Genomic DNA, 16,383 nt, shown 5'->3' on the forward strand with positions numbered 1-16,383 from the left:
CATCCTTGACATGTCGGATGGGTTGAGGGTGGCAAGAAGCATGGGAGAAGGCGGGAGCCCCATGATTGGTCGCAGGGACTCCCGCCTTAGCCCAGGATCAGGATGCGGCCTGTCCGGGGATCGGGCACGTGCCGGTCATGGTGCGCAGCGCGTCCACGCCGGTCGGTGCAGTCGCGAGGTAGGGCACCACCGCGATGCGCTCGCACTGAGCCTCGGCCGCCTTGATGGGTCCCGCCTCGGCCAACGTGCGTCGACGCAGCAGCGAGTTGGTCGTGCCGGTGGCCGACAGCGCGCGGTTGACGACCCACGCCCACGGGCGGATGTTCGCCCGCTCCAGGTCCGCTTCCAGCCCCGTGGCCTCCAGCACCGGCGTGGTCTCCGGCAGGGTCGCGATCACGATGTGGGTCGTGTCAGGGTCCTGTAGCCGCATGAGCGGGGTGTCGTCGGCGAGATCCGGGTTGTTACGTGCCACCTCGCGGTGGTAAGAACCGGTGGCGTCCATGAGCAGCAGCGTGTGACCGGTCGGCGCGGTGTCCATGACGACAAACCGCGTGTCCGACTGGGCGACCGCCCTGGAGAACGACTGGAACACAGCGACCTCCTCCGTGCACGGCGAGCGCAGGTCCTCCGCCAGGTTCGCGCGCCCCTCCTCGTCCAGGCTCGCGCCCTTCGTGGCCATGACGTGCTCGCGGTACTCGCGCGTCGCGGCCTCCGGATCGATCGAGGACACCTCGAATGGGGCACCAGCACCCACGGTCCACTTCACGTGAGCCGCCGGATCGGTCGTCGTCAGCAACACGTCCTTGCCCAGATCTGCCAGCCCCACAGCGATCGCGGACGCGAGCGTGGTCTTTCCGACCCCGCCCTTACCCATCACCATCACCAGGCCGTGATCCTTCACGAACAACTCCTCAATGAGGGCCGCCAAGTCGCGCTCATCCGTGGCCCGGTCCGTCCCCAGTTCCACCGTGGTCGGCGCGGAGTCGGGAGCGTCCGACAGCAGCGCGCGCAGCGCATCCACACCCACCATGTCGGTCCCGCGCAGCGTCAACGTGTCCGTGGTCAGAGTCTTGAGGTTGTCGGGCATGGTCGCGATCGCGTCGAGCTCCGAGCGGCGGATCGACTCCGCCAGGTCGTCGCCCTCGTCGATATCGGGAAGCGCCCCGTTGATGACGAGGTTCGTCGCTCCGACACCGGCTTCCGCCAGTTCATCCATCGTGCGCGAGGCCTCCGCGAAGGAGGTGGTTTGCGGGCGCGCGACCAGTGTGAGGCGCGTGCGGGACGGGTCGGCGAGCGCGGCAAGCGCCTCCCCGTACGTGGAGCGCTTCTTCTCCAGGCCCGACATGGGCCCGAGGCACGACGCGTCACCCAATCCCTTGGACAGGAACTCCGACCACTCCCCGGGCAGCTTGAGCAGGCGAACCGTATGGCCGGTGGGGGCCGTGTCGAACACGACATGGTCGTAGTCGGCTCCAGCACCGTCGTCGGTGAGCAGTGCGGTGAACTCGTTGAACGAGGCGATCTCGGTTGTGCACGACCCAGACAGCTGCTCGGTGGCCGACGCCAGATCCTTCGCCGACAGGAAGTCCTTCACTGGGGCGAGTGCCCGCTGGCGATACTCCTCGGCCGCGGCCTCCGGATCGATCTCCAACGCATCCAACCCGGGCACCGCGTCCAGCGGGGTGATCCGGTTGCCGATCTCCTGGCCGAACACCTGGGCCACGTTCGACGCCGGGTCGGTGGACACCAGTAGCACGCGCTGGCCCCCTTCAGCCAGCCGAACGGCGGTGGCGCAGGCGACCGAGGTTTTGCCGACCCCGCCCTTGCCTGTGAGGAACAGGAACCGCGGCATGTCCTCCAACAGGCGCATCACAGCGACGTTCCCACCGGCGAAGTGCTGATCTCCACCGACTCCGGCGCGCCACCCCCGCAGCACGAGGACCCCGACGACGCCCCGCCGCCGCAGCACGAAGACTGACCAGCCTGCTCAGGTGCCTTCGTCAACAACCCCGCAAAGACCGCCAGCTCCTCACGCGACGGGTACCTCCCCGTCATCACCGTCACACCGTCCACCAGCGTGAGAGGCAAACCCTCAGCCCCTGCGACCTGCATGAACGAGCGTGCGATCGCGGAGTCGGCGAACGCCTGCGGATCCTGCGCGAGATTCGCGCGGCGCACCTCGACGCCCTGGCGCTCCATCCAATCCGCATCGGCCGTGAACTGAACGAGCGCCTGATCGGGGTCGGTCCCACACACACCGGTGTTGCAGCACAGGGGGCCTTCGAAAACGGAGATCATGGTGGTTATCCTCTACTGAGATTGAAGTCTGTCGATATGAAAGTGAACCAGTCCCATAGACGTTTGTCAAGATGAAGAGGTAGGGTGGTGCCATGACGACCGAGACGTCCGAGCGTGCACATACCTTGGCTCCGCCCGCTCTCGCCCCCGAGCGGGCCGAGAGGGTTGCGGAGATCTTCAAGGCCCTGTCCGACCCGATCCGCGTGCGACTCCTGCATCACATCTCAGCGAACTGCTGCTCATCGGTGTGCATTTGCCACATCCCCGACGACTTCGGCATCTCCCAACCCACACTCTCCTACCACCTCGGGCGCCTGCTCAAGGCAGGGCTCATCGACAAGGAGATGCAGGGCAAATGGGCCCACTACACCGCAACCGAGGGTGGACTCAACGCCATCCGCGACTACCTGAGTGATCTTCAGCTGGAGACCGCGGACACCTGCGCGTGCGCCACCCCGGGATCGTGCTGATCTCCTCGACGGTCGACCCGGCCCACGCGTGAACGGTCCGACAGTAAGAGGTTCCGCCGATAGGTGGGGGTGTGTCGTTGTGGGGCTGCGGGCATGAGGCCTGCTACACACGGTTTCGACCAAGAAATCAGTGCTGCCAGGGGGTTCCTCATGCCCGCTCTTCCATCTTCCATCATCGAACCCATCTGGGACCAGTTCCGCGCCCTGATTCCACCCGTGGTGGACACTCACCCCCTGGGATGCCACCGCCCCCGGGTGGATGCGCGCATCGTCTTCGACAAGCTCATCCAGGTCCTCAAGTGGGGCATCCCCTATGAGGGAGTGGCGGATACGACCTGTTCAGCCACCACGATCCGGCGGCGCAGAGATGAGTGGATTCAGGCCGGAATCTTCCAAGACCTCGAGGACCTGTGCCTGAAGGCGGCAGACAAGATGCTCGGCCTCCAACTGGAGGACCTCACCGTGGACGGGTGCATCGTGAAAGCACCGTGCGGGGGTGAAGCCGCAGGACGGAGCCCCGTTGATCGGGGCAAACAGGGCACGAAACGCTCCCTGATGATCGAGGGCCAAGGTCTGCCCATCGGGTTCGTCATCGCAGGGGCCAACCGGCCTGACTCACCACTCCTGGAGGAAACACTGGAGCAGGTGGCCCGCTTCGGGTTCGACCTGCCCAACGAGATCACGGTCCACCTCGACGCTGGTTACGACTCGAAGAAGACCCGCGACCTCTTGGACACCCTGGGGTGCGACTATGTCATCAGCAAGAAGGGCGAGCCCCTCCAAGCTGGGAAACGCTGGATGGTGGAACGCACGAACTCCAGGCCACACCAGAGGCTTCCGCAAACTCCAGATCTGCACCGAGAAACGCATCCGCGTCATTGATGCGTTCATCCGCCTCGCGAACTCAGTCATCATCACCCGACAACTCATCCACCGAGCCTGGACCACCCACCGCTGGGACACCCGACCCACCCGAAAACCATGACCTATTGGCGGAACCTCTTACACAGACAATCTGACACCCTCCGAGACCGTGGGATCTGAGGCCACGCGCCCATAGACACCCGGCTCACAGCGGACCATGTTGATGTCAGCCAGACAGTCCCCACCCAGGGCGAGAGTGAGCGCCAGGTCGAGGACGATCTTGGCGGGGTCGTGGGAGGACAGGGGCTTGCGCCACGGGGCCAAGGCACGCGACAAGGTCCCCTCCAATCCGAGGGCTCCCACGGTCTCCACCAGGAGCGCGCCGCCCGCCTGGCCCACCGCGCTCGAGGGACGGACCTTGGGGGACACGGCAGGGTAGAACCCGGTAGTCTTCTTCACCTGAGGGGTGCTCCACTTCTGGACGGAAATCGGATCTCAACTACCCGTATTTTCCCAGATCAGGAGCACTCCTCAGTTTGTCTCCCACCCCTCGAGACACCCCAACGATGAAAGCCCGAGGTTAGGTACCCTGGTCGCCGAGGGTTGCGGTGCTGTTCGCGGTGGAGTCCGCGTGATCGAAGCGTGTGCGTGCAGTTTCGTTGAGTCGTGGCCATGGAATGGCGAACGGTACATAATCGGGCACGATGACGTACCAGCGTGAACTGTATGTGCTCTACCGATTGTGCGTATCTATCATAAACTATCTGGCATTGTGGCCGTTGCGTGTCACGGAAGTGGAGTGCAGATATCAACCCCGGGATGAGTATTGTATTCTCACTCGGTCGTCTGATATGCAGAGTCATATATTGTCTGGTGCTCATCTATGCATTGGCAGAAGCGAGATGTAAACAACCGAGAAAGGTGGTGAATCTATTGGCATTCCCTCCTGTGTCGTCATGCCAACTCACACCCGCACACTGGGCAGACATAGCAACCTGAGCAAACTTGGAGACTGGCATGGGCGATAAACAGATGACGGTGACAGTGGCAGCGTGGAGGAGTCTCATGCGTCGTTTGGGAGGTCTCCTGTCCACCGACAAGGATAAGCCGACGACACTGAACTGCGTCCGCTTCGAGGGGACCCTCGACGGCATCATTGCCACCGCTGCGACCCGGTACGTCATCGCATCCATCCGCCTACCCGGCGGACATCACTCTTTGTGCGCCCCGATGATGCTCGCTGGTGAGACGATCACAGAGATGAAAGCTGCGCTCGTTGGATACAAGGCGTCCGCGACCATGGACATTGGGTTGTCCTCCCATTCCATCACTCTCGCCCTGCCGGACGGAAAAGTAGCCACATGGGGTGTCGCCGCTGAGACGGTGTCGCCAGACATGTACACCAGACTCCTACCGTCAGCAGACAGCTTCCGTGAGCGGGAGACCTGTCCCGTTCCAGCTCTCTCCACAGAGGCCCTCACGGCAATCTCTCGTCTCATGGACGACGACGGAATGAGGTTTCTCGGTTCGGAGGATTCCAGCGACGCCGTGGTGGTCGGCCCGAACATCGTCATCCGGTGCCTTGCTTCACGGTCAGAGAAGATTGCCCCAGACGCGTGTGAGTCCGCCCTCAAACGTTTGGGGCGGTAGTGGGGCTATTCCCACTTATCTCCGGTCCACCCATAGACAACTCCAGGCACGGGGCCGAACTTGCCGTAGAAACGCATAATGGTGCGTGTCAGGTGATACTTCTTGTCGACGTTGGCGATACCGCTCCACTTGTTCCCGTCGCCTATCGCCACTTCGAGGTTGTTGATTTTCTCTTGGTCTTCACGTGGGAGAGGATCTGCCCAATAGTGCATCATGCCAAGGCGAAGAATCATGCGAGCGTCGGTGGCGGGTATGTCATAGGGGCGGATGGGGTTGATCTTCACGAGACGATCGAGCTCGGTCTTGCGGGCGGCCTCCCCTACAGCCTTTCCACCGGGAAAGTTCTTCGGGGTGATCGGGTGTTCCTTGTCCCACTTCTTGATCTCTTCCTTGGCCCAATCGGAGGGCTCATAGGACGTGTCAAAGTCGTAGCGATACACCGCGAGGAAGCGGCGCACGGACTCATCGGGGATAGGAACGTTGAGCCAGAAGGAGACGTGCTGGTCATAGCTGCGAGCGCGGACGGGGAACTCGAAGGAGCCTTCGGCGTTGTACTCCTCATCGGTGACCTTGTGACGGAGAATTGTCTTCCCCTCGTCACTGACCTGTTCGACCCATTTTCCGGTACGGGGGTCTCTCGGTTGGTCCTCGCTCATGTGAATCCCTTAAGTGGTCGGCTCAATGTCGCTCTGCTCTATGGGGTCGGCACTCGGAACAGGCAGCGGATTTTGCCTACTGGACTCATCACTGCCTGACTCTCGACCCTGCTGAGGGGCATCTGCGGCGGCGGGGTTGTCAGCTGCTTCTTGCGTCGCCTTTGCTTCTGCTTTTGCTTCTGCCTCTGCTTTGTCCTTTTGTGCCTTCCATTCTTGGTAGGCACGGTCCCGGTTTTCCGACGCCTTGATGAGAGAACGTCTTCCCATGACCATAGCACCCGTGGCAACGCTTGCGGGGATAATTGCGGGAGACATGGACACGGCCACAGCGGCACCGGCACCGATGGCCGCATACTTGCCGCCCTTCTTCAGAACCTTTCCTGCCGCCGAGACAGGATGTTGCATCGTGTAGTTGATGCCGGTGGAAGCAAGAGTGCGAAGATCCTTGCTCGTGGTTGCCGCGTAGGACCGAGCCTTCGTTAAGCCTGCGCTCGCCTTGTGTCCAATAGCCGATGCAACACCCTTGCTCGTCTCGACTGGGTGCATGGTGGCTGTCTTCGCGCGGGTGAAGGTCGAGCGGGTGGCACCCCATGCGGACGTGGCCATCGCACCTGCTGAACCGGCTCCTGCTGCCAGTGTGGCAAGACGGCGTTCACGGTTGGTTGCGCCCACGTGGCCCTCGTCCCACTCATTCATCCGCTCACTCATGCCCTTCTTGAACGTGCCGGTGAGTCCGTGGGCGCGCGTCGTGACGCCATCAACCTCCTTATCGGCGGAGATGGACTCGAGGGCTTCCTTCTTCTCGGCGCGGTCTTTGCGGGCGTGTTCCATGCGCTCATGGAAGGAGAGAGGCTTCTCATCGGTCGTGGGGGCCTCGCGTCCGATTGTGGGGACTTTGTGGGCGCCGCTACCACGCTTGTCCTGCTGGTCGGAGTTCCCCAACTTGTTGCCCAGTGCGCTCGTGGCCACGTCCATGCTGGACTTCCTGAGTCGGTTGGTCAGGCCTCCTGCGACAGCACCGGCCACGGCGCCGGAGGTGACTGCTTGACCGAGCCCGGCCGCGCTTGAGCCCCATTGCAGTGCGCCCGAGACCGAGAGCGGGTTGGGGATGCCCATTCTCTTGAACGCTTGACCGAGAATCCAGATGGAGGCTACCGGGGCGAGACCAATGATGAGGATGGCGGGCACCGACCCGGCGGTGATGTAGGCGGTTGAGAGGGTGATGATGAAGTTTGTCAGGATGGTGATGACCGCCAACAGTGCGGTCGCCAGAGCTGAGATGATCGCATACCCCACGAATGTCTTGCCAGTGGAGGCAAGTTTGGCCCCGGTGTCCTGTCCAGGGATGAGGGTGGCGATGAGGAGGAGTGGCAGGAGCATCGCATAGCCGACCATGGTCAGTTTGGCGATGAAGACGGCGGCCGCCAACAGGATGAATGAGCCTCCCGCGAAGATGGAGGAGAGAAGGTAGGCGATCGCCTTGACGGTCCCGTTGTTCGTTGATTCGCCTTGGAGGGAGGAGACGAACTCCTTTGCGGTGGCATTGGTCATGTCATCGGTGCCGTCGGTGAAGTTGAATGCTTGGGCGTAGCTTGTGGTTGAGTCATCCTTGGTGGCAAACCACTCACTGCACGCTGTGTCGGCTTGCGAGGAGTCCGCTAGAAGATCCTCGTCGACAACCCATGCACCGTCTTGAACCGTACATGCCGCCCACCCGACCATCGTCTTGTCGACGGCGACATTCCCGGAGTAGATGAGAGCTTGAGGCGCATCGCTGAGCACAGAGTTACCCGAGGAGAGGATGCCGACATCGAATCCCTCGCTTTTGAAGAACTTCGATGTCGCATCACTCATGGCGACAAACGTGTGACGGGCGGTGCCGTTTGACCCGGTGACAGAAATGCCGGCGTTCTTGTCCAGCAGACGGCAGTAGGTCCGGTTTGCGTAGTCATTCGAGCCGAACTGGATGTCTTTCCACACCTGAAGTCCGGAGTTCTCCCACATGTTGGATAAAACAAGGGCCGCCTGCCCATCAGCGTTCCCGGTGATGGTGCTTCCGGTCGTATCGGAGGCCAGGAGGTAGGAGGCTTTCATCTGGTCGACATAACTCGTACAGTCGAGCCCGTCCTGAATACTGGCCTGAGTGGAGTAGGCATCGGTGTCATCGCTACTCGTGATTGTCGTGAACTCGGTAGCCCTGAGTAGTGGCCCAGCAATCGCGTTGGAGGCTTGGTTTGCTATGTCGATGTACCACGGGGATGATCCGACCGGAAAGTTGGTTGTTTGAGACGCACTGATCGACCCGGACGGTGAGGCGACAAGGATGAGGAGCACCACTGCGACCAGTCGGGTTCCCAGATTCTTTGCGATACCCATGAACCCTTGACGGCGCGCAACCCACAACGCCCAAACCAGGACAGCGACGATGATGAAGATGAGAAGGCCCGTTGCCGTCCTCGACCCGATGACGGCCGCCCCAATGCCGGTGGTGATGTCGTTGATGGATTTGGCTGCCCCCACCAAAATGTTCATGGAGATCGCTTGGGTAATCAGGGAGAGGGCTGCCTGCCAGAAGAAGTTCGCGAACCCGAGAAGCGTACCTGTGACGGCGTTGCGGGACTGGGAGGCGATCCATGTTCCCGGGTTGGAGACTGAGAATCCGACACGGGTATGGAACTGTCCTGTCGCCCCACCCCACCGCACAAGAGGCAGGAGGCTGGATTCGTCGGTCTGGAGGATGGGTGTGGTGGTGTCGGCCCCCGCCACTGTCGCCGTCAGAAACAGGAAACATGCCACAAGGAAACCAATCGCACAGAATGTGCGGGGGCGGACGAGCTTCACGATTGTCCTTTCCGTGGCAGACGCACATGGACAGATTCGGGGTCGGGCGACATGGTGGCAGCGTGGGCGATGATGCCGGTGCGCGGGTGATCGAGGTCAACCCGGATACCACCGGTCAGAAAAACAACACCCGGCTTGTCCGTGTACTTCGCATATGCGGTCTTCAAAAGCGTCTCCTGCATCCCGTTGCGGGAATGAAACGACACGAGCCCGTAAAACCCCGCCATGACGCATCCGGCAAGGATCAGGGAATACACACCCAACATCCCGACCGTTGCCATCAGGGCAACAACGGTCGGGATGAGAGACCACGCCAGCTTGACCAGTGTCGTACGCCGCACCATGAACGTGAGCACAGGGCGGGTCCGTTCATCCTTGGCGTTCTTCCCCGTCACATCGGTGAGCGAGTACACCTGGGGCACGATCAGCCGCCAAACCCTCGGGTTGCGATCCCGATGACGATATTGGCGAAAAAGTCCCAGCCAAGCAAAACCAAAGGAATGACCGCCTTGGGGGCGGCCAAGACCACTCCGATGATCATGAGGTAGACAGCTCCCGACGCCTTACCACCGCGACGCTTGGTCCACATCATCATGATGACACCGGCGACAATCATGGCAATGCCAATGACTGCCAAGAACGTCAGGAAGCTTCCATCACCCCCCACAACAGAAACGAAGGTGCTCCACTGTCCGTGGAGGTTTGAATCATCGGCAAGAATACGAGTGGTGGACGGCGACATGTGGTGTCTCCTTTCAAAGACGGTTCATGACATATGTGTGCGGAGAATGTCACTTGGCTCGGGACGGATGTTTGGTTGAGGCGCGCAGGGCCTCCACCCATAACCTGTCGGCGTGCTTGCTTTGGGAACGCAGCGCATGGACAACGTTCTCCCGCTCCCGATCCGAAACAGCATTCTGAAACGGGGCGAACAAGGCGTCCGACACATCCGCATCGTCCTCGGCGCTCTCCCACTCATCACACAAAGCCACGACACTCTTCCCGGTACCCTCAACGATCTTGCGGTATGTGGACGCCTTACGCTGGGAGTAGGTCTCGGCCACGATGTAGTTTCCGCCCGTCTCCCCGGCAAACCACGCCCGAGTGGCCTCATGCTTGGAGAGATCATCAATATCCAGATCTGCATAACCACTGTCGATTTCCGCAAACACATCAACAGCTGGGTTGGCCATCCCGATCATCTCGTCAAGACTCTGCCGCTGCCCATCCGCATCAACACGCGCAGCCGCATACGTAATGTTTCCCTCCGCGAACCCCGCAGCTGGCCGATCTTTACGCCGCTTGCCCGACTTGGTGTACTGCGGCCACTGAGCGATCACCTGCGCCTCGGCATCCCGGCGCTCGCGGGGAGTGAGTTGGCGCCCGAGTTCTTCTTCGGTTTTCCTCTTGAGCTCGATGTACTTCTTGCGTGCTTGTCCTTCAGCGGAGTTCATCTCCCCGCCATACATGGACCCGGTGGATTGTTCGAGGTTGCGCACTGTCGACATGGCGTTCTTGACTGCGTGGCGGGCTTCCCACCCGCTGACTTTCCCGGCTTTGCGGTGAATCGTGACGACAGTGATCCCGGCACGAGAGGTCAGTTCGTCGTACAGGTCATTGGTGTAGGCGGCACCAGCGCCCATCGGCTTGCGGCGTCGCGAGACAGCATAGGCTTCGGCGCGCACAATTCGGCTGAGCTGCTCAAAGTCGGCAGGGTTGTCGAGATTGAAGTACTCGGGACCTGCGAGTTGTACCTGGGTGTCCTGACGGGAGGAGGGATCCTGCCCGAACTGTCCGTTGCGAGGGTTGCGGAGGGATTCGCCGCGCTGTGCTGTGGTTGGTGAGATGGACATGGTTGCCTTTCGTTGGCGTGCAGTTGTGTAGGCATGGGTGAGGAGATCGCCAGCCAGAGCTGGGGTGATGAGAAGAATGCGGACGATTTCGTCCTTCTGCTCGATGGATGTGTGTCCGAACGGTGCAAAAAGGAGATAGGTCCACTTGTGGGGATGCCGGTTCATCCACGCGGTAGCTACCCGGACGACCCAGTCCGTGTCAGTCATGGACTTGAACATTCGTTCGTCAGCTTCGGTCACGGGCCGAATCGGGCAGGTGGGTGCCATCGCCGCCCACACAAGTTCCTTACCTCTGCGCTGCGCCTCTCTGTTGGAGGCTGTCGCGTCCATCTCTCGGTAGATGCCCTCAAAGTCGACTGGATGTTCGTCGTAGACAGGCACATTCTGTATCTCCGTTTCGTCGAAGAACACGGGGGAGAGCCAGAAGTCCCGAGGAGGCTTGTGTGCTTTGTCGGGCCACTGGTCGATAACGTCCTGAGCGATAGCTTGGATTTGGGAACGAGTCAGGTCGTGACCGTGTTGCTCCCTACGCTTTTCTGCGCACCTCTCACCGAGTTCTTTTGCTGCTGTCTTTCGGGTGCCAGACACATCCATTGCGATCCCAACCTTGCCCCGACGGTGAAGGTCGATACTCGACTGGAGAAGCGATGTCATGATGCGTGACAACTGCGGCGATGAGAGGCAGTAGTCAGGATCACGACGAAGTCGGTTGGCCAAGTACAGGTTTGTATCAGATGCGAGCTCCTCACCGATTGTCATGCTGAAGGCCATCAGGCGTGACTTGTTTGTGATGATTCGAGATAGAGCTCGCATGTCATCTGGGTCACCAACTTTGTACATGCGCGACTGAGGGGCGTTCTCCATACGTATGTTGTGTGCGGGGTCCACCCACACCTGCGTCAGCTTTCCTGAATACGTGACGAATCGTGACGAACTGGCGGCAAAGTCCCGATCATGGAATCCAAGGAATCCTCATCCACACCACCAACCTCGGCCCCAGACGCCCCGCGAAGCGTGCCCACAGGCGACCGCCCAAGCCGACTACCAACTACAGGACGTTCGTCCCATTCGTCAGGGTCACGAGACTCAAGATCCCCCTCATCCGCATCCTCGAGTGCGAGGTCGTCCTGGCGATCCACGCCCACAGTGTTCGCCCCATCGACCTCACCCTCGATAGGCTCACCCCAATCCAGATCGACAAGCCCCATATCAACCTCGGGTCTTTCCTGAACAATCTGCCCCTCCACAACCGGATCAATCAGCTTCTCATCCACGTCGAAACGGAGCATCCACGGGTCAGGCTCCCGACGCATCTCCAACTCGCGCGGATACACCTCCTTGGGCGGATGCGAATACCAAAACTGAATGATGGAAGCCCGAGTAGCCATCGTCGACTCGAAATACCCCCGCCCATGAGGCACATACGACCCCAAATCAGGAGCCGCCTCCGGAGCCCGCAACGCACCCTGCTTATCCCCAAAAGTGGAATTACCCAAAAGAATGCGCGTCATGTTCGTGCGAATACCATTCGCCTCGGGCAAACGATCCAAATCACTCGCCTTCAGCTGCTGCCCAATGAGAACAAGAGACACCCCCGCACTCCGAGCTTGGGCACCAATATCAGAGGCATACTTCCCAATCCGAGACACCGCCGTCACCTCCGACATGGCTCTCGCATACCCCGCCAACACCTCTTGACTCGCACCCGAAGCAGGCTTGACCGGCTTAGACACCTTGATCAGCGAGTTAAACTCGTCCAACACCACAATGAGACGACGCGGACGCACCCCACTGGGAAGCTCAGTGAAATTAGCAGCCGAATACTGCGCATTCAACCCAACCCGACGGTCCACCTCCCGATACACGGACTCCAACATCGCCGCCGTATACGCCCGCCCATTCTCACTCTGCTTCTGATTGACAAAAGCCGACATCCACGGACGAAACGGCTGAAAATCAACCCCGGCCTTATTCGGATCAGCAACACACACATCCCACCCATTCGCCAAACACCCATAAATCACACCTTGAGCCGACGCAGAATTATGGGTAGGCACCCCCGACCCGATCCGAAAACAATGATTAGGGCTCTCCACCCGCACACACCGAACCGGAACCACACGCCCGGACGGGCGCACACTCTCCACACGAACCCACTCCCCATCAATCAGGATCCCCACCCCATCGAGGTCCGCCAGTTCACGGGTCGTCACAACGCGCTCGCGGTGGTAGGAGCCGGTGGCGAGGGCGCGGGAGTAGGCGTCGGCCATCTCGTCGACGGCATAGAGCATGGCGACGTTCCACATCCGGTCCCATCGGGATTCGGCACCTGAGAGGAGTAGTGCTTGACGGACCCCGCGCGGGTCAGGAATCGGGGTGAGAACACGGGTGATGGTTTCTTCATCCACCCACAGGTCATTCATGCCAAGGTCTGTCACGTGGGTGGGGGACATTGTGTAGCCCCCGATGGTGGAGGGGTTGTTGCAGAGCCATGCGATGAGTTCGTCCATGCAGTAGACGGTGCCTACCTTGTTGGTGCGGTAGATGGCGGGTATGGCTGCTAGACGGAAGTTGGCAAGGTCGTCGGGGTGGACGTGCATGAGGTCGGCGGCATCCTCGAGGAGGGCGTAGCTGTGGACACGGTTGGCGAGGGTAGCGAGCTGGTCGGATGTGGCCAGGTCGGGGCGAATGTGGACCACATCGGGGTCGGCGACTCTCCATAGGTGGCGTGCGTCGGCTTCGTGAATGTCTCCGTTGGCGGTGGTGACATACCATGTCGGTGAGTCCATCCAGTCGGACAGGGAAGAGACGACGGTCGGTTCGTTGTTCCCGTCGCTGATGATGTCTCCTGGTGCAATCTCCCTCAATGCAACACTTCCGCTCGGGGTGTGGATGAGGGTGTCAGCGGCCAGCGCTTTGCCGGAACCGGTCAATCCGATGAGCATGAGGTGCGGGTCGTTTTGCGGGTTCCATTCGATGACGTTGCCGTCGATACCCACTCCGAGTCCCACAGTTGTGGGATGCTGGTCGGCCCACTGAAAGTCGTAGTCGACAGTGTCGGGCAAGGGGTTGTCGACACACGTGAGGGCGGTGATGTTGCGGGGGTCGTCTGGGTCATCGGAGAACTCGAGGAAGGCCAGTCCTGCCGCCTTCTCGATCGCACCTTTCTTCTTCTGCACGTCGGTGAGGGAGACTCCTGCGGGCAGAGCAAACGTGACTTTCTTGATCGTGGGGTTGGCTGGTAGAGGTGTCACGTCGAGGGTGACCGGGAGCGTCCCGGTTGTCTTGGAGATGAGTCCTGCCGCCTCAAACGTCTGTTGCCAGGCGAGGTTGGTCAGCCAGCGTCGATCGTCTTCCATGCTCAATGTGATCCGTTCGAACGGGGTTCCGGCGACGAGACGAATGACGGATGGGTCTTCGTCTTGGGCGACGGCCAACCATTCACAGGCGAATTGGGCTTTGAGTGCTTGGAGTTTCGTACGGACGTTGGCCATCGTCACCCCGTCGTAAAGGCGCACGTCGATCCTCCAGCATTGAGAGGCTGAACCGGGTTGTGCCAGCGGGCGGGTCTGGATGACTTCGGGGCGGGCGAGGCCAACGGCGGTGAATGCTTTGCAGACGCGTCCGGCCAGCACCCAATGCTCGGGAAACGATTCGGTGCGGAAGGATGTCCAGATATCGGTGCGTCCCTTCTTGACCGGGATGATGCGGGCCGGGTCGATGGGAATGTCGTTGTGGGACCACGTGACCGTGATGGCCTGGTTGTGGCGGGTGCCGGGTCCTTTGCCGGCGGCGGGGAAACCTGTGACGGCACAGAAGGGTGCTCCTTGCAAGGTTGCTGCCAGTTCGTTGTCGATGCCGGTGAATTGGCGTGGTTCGATGCCGTTGCGGGTCACGAACCCCATTTGTTCGAGGTGGGCGCGTCCTAGGTCGGCGCTGCGGTAGGTTGCCCATTCGGCGGTTGGCCCCACGGATGCGACCTTCTTGATGGAGGCCCACCGGGTGTCCCAGTCGTTCGTATCGGAGATGCGGGTCAGGAGTTGGGGGACAATGTCGTCTCCCGGGTTGCGTACTCCCAGTGCGGAACCCATGTGGGTACGTTCGGGGGTTGCTGCCAGATGCGCGGCGCCGGTTGTGTCACCCACGAGGAGGGTGTGGGTGGCGAGTGTGTCACACGCAAACGGGGTGGACATGACTTTTTCGAGGGTGGAGGAGTACCACAGGGCGACATTGGTCAAGTCATCTTCGCCGGTCATCGCGTTGACGAGGCTGATAGCACGCAGAACGGGTCCGGGAGTGGACTCCGGTTCTTCCGCGTCAGGTTCGGGCACGGAAGCAGAGTCAGGCACAACATCGGGTTGTGCCTTCGGTGCGGTGGTGTGTTCGCTCTGACTCCACGGGTCGGGCAGGCGGCGGGTCAATCGGGCACGGATCGTTTCGACCAGACCCATGCGCGGCTCACCCAGAACCACGTCGATGAGGGGAAGTTCCGGGCGAGCGGGCTCCGTTTCGGGTGTGGCTTCTTCTGTGCCTACCGACTCCACTACCTGCGGAGGTTCCACTGGTGCCGGGACGTCTGGATTCTCCGGGGCGATGAAGTAATCCCAGAAATGATGGACCGGGGCAGGTTCGCCAACCTCATCCAGTCGAACAATGCGGGACGGCACAATCCTCTTGTCAGGAGCAGTCTTTTGCATGTAGGCGTCCACAGACATCGCGAGTGCGAGAGATGTGAGGAGGTAGAGGTCTGTGTCGCTCAGGGTGGGGTCGGACAGGTCGATGCGTGTTTCTGGGGGCACGATCATGAGGTGGATGCTTGTCGGGGATGTTGTGCCGTATTGGGGTTGTCCGTTTTTGTCGTGGGTGGGGGCGTGGACGCAGTAGAGGTTTGCGCCGGGGATGAAGCGGGCGAGGCTTTCTTGTGCTTTCATGACGTCGGCGACTGACAGCATTTGGTCGAGGGTGAGCGTGGTGATGTCGATGTTGGTGATGGTGGTGTGGAAGGAGACGACTGGGGGTCTGTAGCGGGGGAAGATGGCGTGGAAGATGTCGGTCCATTGTTCGCGGGCATCTTTTTGGTCTGCCCAGTCTCTTTTTGCTGTCGTGTAGGTGGCGGCCCACATGATGGTGGCGGTGACGCTCATGCCTGCGCCGACTCCGACGATTGTGTGGCGGGTCGGGTCGATCCACTCGGTTGTGGTGGTGAATGTGAGGACGTGTGCTTGCCACCCGGCGGCGATTCCGGCTGCGAGCGCGAGGGTATATGTCCACCATGGAGTGGTGCGGGTGAAGGTTGGTCCGGGGAAGGTGGTGGTGGCGCGCAGGATGTGGATGGTGAGGAATGTGGCGAGAGGGTTGAGCCACCACAGGATGTAGGTGGTGGAGTTCCAGACGGTGATGGCGGTGCTGATGCCGGCTAGGCCGGGTCCGATCCACCATGTGATGAAGCGGGCGTCGATCCATGTTGGGTTGGGCAGGAGTGCGCGCAGGATGGTTCGAGTTGTGGTGTAGCGGCGCTGGGCACGGTGTTCGGTCGTGTTGGCTGGTGTGGGTTGTTTGGTGAGGAGGTCTCGTTCCCCTGTCAGGATCGGAGTTTGTTCCATGATTGCGGCAACGACAAGCCCGAGGGGGATGAGGATGAGTCCGGGGTATCCGTTGTATGTGGCCAGTCCTGCCACGGCGATGCTGGCGAGGCTGATCGGGTAGAACCAGGAGGATTGTGTGGGTTGTGCTGCCATGCTCTCTTAGTGT

General features: G+C 60.9%; 11 protein-coding genes and 1 pseudogene. 3 read left to right on the forward strand and 9 right to left on the reverse strand.

What is annotated here, in order from left to right:
• Nucleotides 1–97 precede the first annotated feature (97 nt).
• Both arsA and arsD read right to left on the reverse strand, forming a co-directional pair.
• Nucleotides 98–1,870, reverse strand: coding sequence for an arsenical pump-driving ATPase (gene arsA / locus H2O17_RS03915; RefSeq protein WP_182050937.1), 1,773 nt, complete (start codon nucleotides 1,868–1,870; stop codon nucleotides 98–100).
• Entirely contained in the window at nucleotides 1,870–2,298 is a 429-nt protein-coding gene (gene arsD, locus H2O17_RS03920; RefSeq protein ID WP_182050438.1) for an arsenite efflux transporter metallochaperone ArsD, read from the reverse strand. The genes arsA and arsD overlap by 1 nt, the downstream gene beginning before the upstream one ends.
• A 92-nt stretch (nucleotides 2,299–2,390) precedes the next feature.
• Between arsD and H2O17_RS03925 the strand changes: the two genes are divergently transcribed.
• Together H2O17_RS03925 and H2O17_RS03930 are read left to right on the forward strand one after the other, a co-directional pair.
• Nucleotides 2,391–2,768, forward strand: coding sequence for an ArsR/SmtB family transcription factor (locus H2O17_RS03925; RefSeq protein ID WP_182050439.1), 378 nt, complete (start codon nucleotides 2,391–2,393; stop codon nucleotides 2,766–2,768).
• A 150-nt stretch (nucleotides 2,769–2,918) separates the two neighbouring features.
• Nucleotides 2,919–3,753, forward strand: a pseudogene (locus tag H2O17_RS03930) (IS5 family transposase).
• A 17-nt stretch (nucleotides 3,754–3,770) separates the two neighbouring features.
• Here the strand turns inward: H2O17_RS03930 and H2O17_RS03935 are convergent.
• Entirely contained in the window at nucleotides 3,771–4,091 is a 321-nt protein-coding gene (locus H2O17_RS03935; RefSeq protein WP_220456822.1) for a transposase, read from the reverse strand.
• A gap of 558 nt (nucleotides 4,092–4,649) precedes the next feature.
• Between H2O17_RS03935 and H2O17_RS03940 the strand changes: the two genes are divergently transcribed.
• The gene (locus H2O17_RS03940; protein ID WP_182050440.1) at nucleotides 4,650–5,282 is read left to right on the forward strand and encodes a hypothetical protein; all 633 of its coding nucleotides are present in this window, start codon (nucleotides 4,650–4,652) and stop codon (nucleotides 5,280–5,282) included.
• Between the two features lie 5 nt (nucleotides 5,283–5,287).
• Here H2O17_RS03940 and H2O17_RS03945 read toward each other — a convergent pair whose 3' ends face one another.
• From H2O17_RS03945 to H2O17_RS03970, 6 genes are read right to left on the reverse strand one after another with little or no spacing between them, the layout of a single operon-like run.
• Entirely contained in the window at nucleotides 5,288–5,938 is a 651-nt protein-coding gene (locus tag H2O17_RS03945) for a hypothetical protein (protein ID WP_182050441.1), read from the reverse strand.
• A gap of 9 nt (nucleotides 5,939–5,947) precedes the next feature.
• On the reverse strand, nucleotides 5,948–8,779 hold the full coding sequence (locus H2O17_RS03950) for a hypothetical protein (protein WP_182050442.1): 2,832 nt from the start codon (nucleotides 8,777–8,779) through the stop codon (nucleotides 5,948–5,950).
• Entirely contained in the window at nucleotides 8,776–9,201 is a 426-nt protein-coding gene (locus H2O17_RS03955; RefSeq protein ID WP_182050443.1) for a hypothetical protein, read from the reverse strand. Before H2O17_RS03955 ends, H2O17_RS03950 begins: the two co-directional genes overlap by 4 nt.
• A 2-nt stretch (nucleotides 9,202–9,203) precedes the next feature.
• On the reverse strand, nucleotides 9,204–9,521 hold the full coding sequence (locus tag H2O17_RS03960; protein ID WP_182050444.1) for a hypothetical protein: 318 nt from the start codon (nucleotides 9,519–9,521) through the stop codon (nucleotides 9,204–9,206).
• 49 nt (nucleotides 9,522–9,570) lie between these two features.
• The gene (locus H2O17_RS03965) at nucleotides 9,571–11,496 is read right to left on the reverse strand and encodes a hypothetical protein (RefSeq protein ID WP_182050445.1); all 1,926 of its coding nucleotides are present in this window, start codon (nucleotides 11,494–11,496) and stop codon (nucleotides 9,571–9,573) included.
• A 35-nt stretch (nucleotides 11,497–11,531) separates the two neighbouring features.
• Nucleotides 11,532–16,370 carry a hypothetical protein gene (locus H2O17_RS03970; protein ID WP_182050446.1) on the reverse strand — a complete coding sequence of 1,613 codons (4,839 nt, stop codon included), beginning with the start codon at nucleotides 16,368–16,370 and terminating at the stop codon, nucleotides 11,532–11,534.
• Between the last annotated feature and the right edge of the window lie 13 nt (nucleotides 16,371–16,383).

This window comes from Changpingibacter yushuensis, assembly GCF_014041995.1.
Taxonomy (GTDB): Bacteria; Actinomycetota; Actinomycetes; order Actinomycetales; family Actinomycetaceae; genus Changpingibacter; species Changpingibacter yushuensis.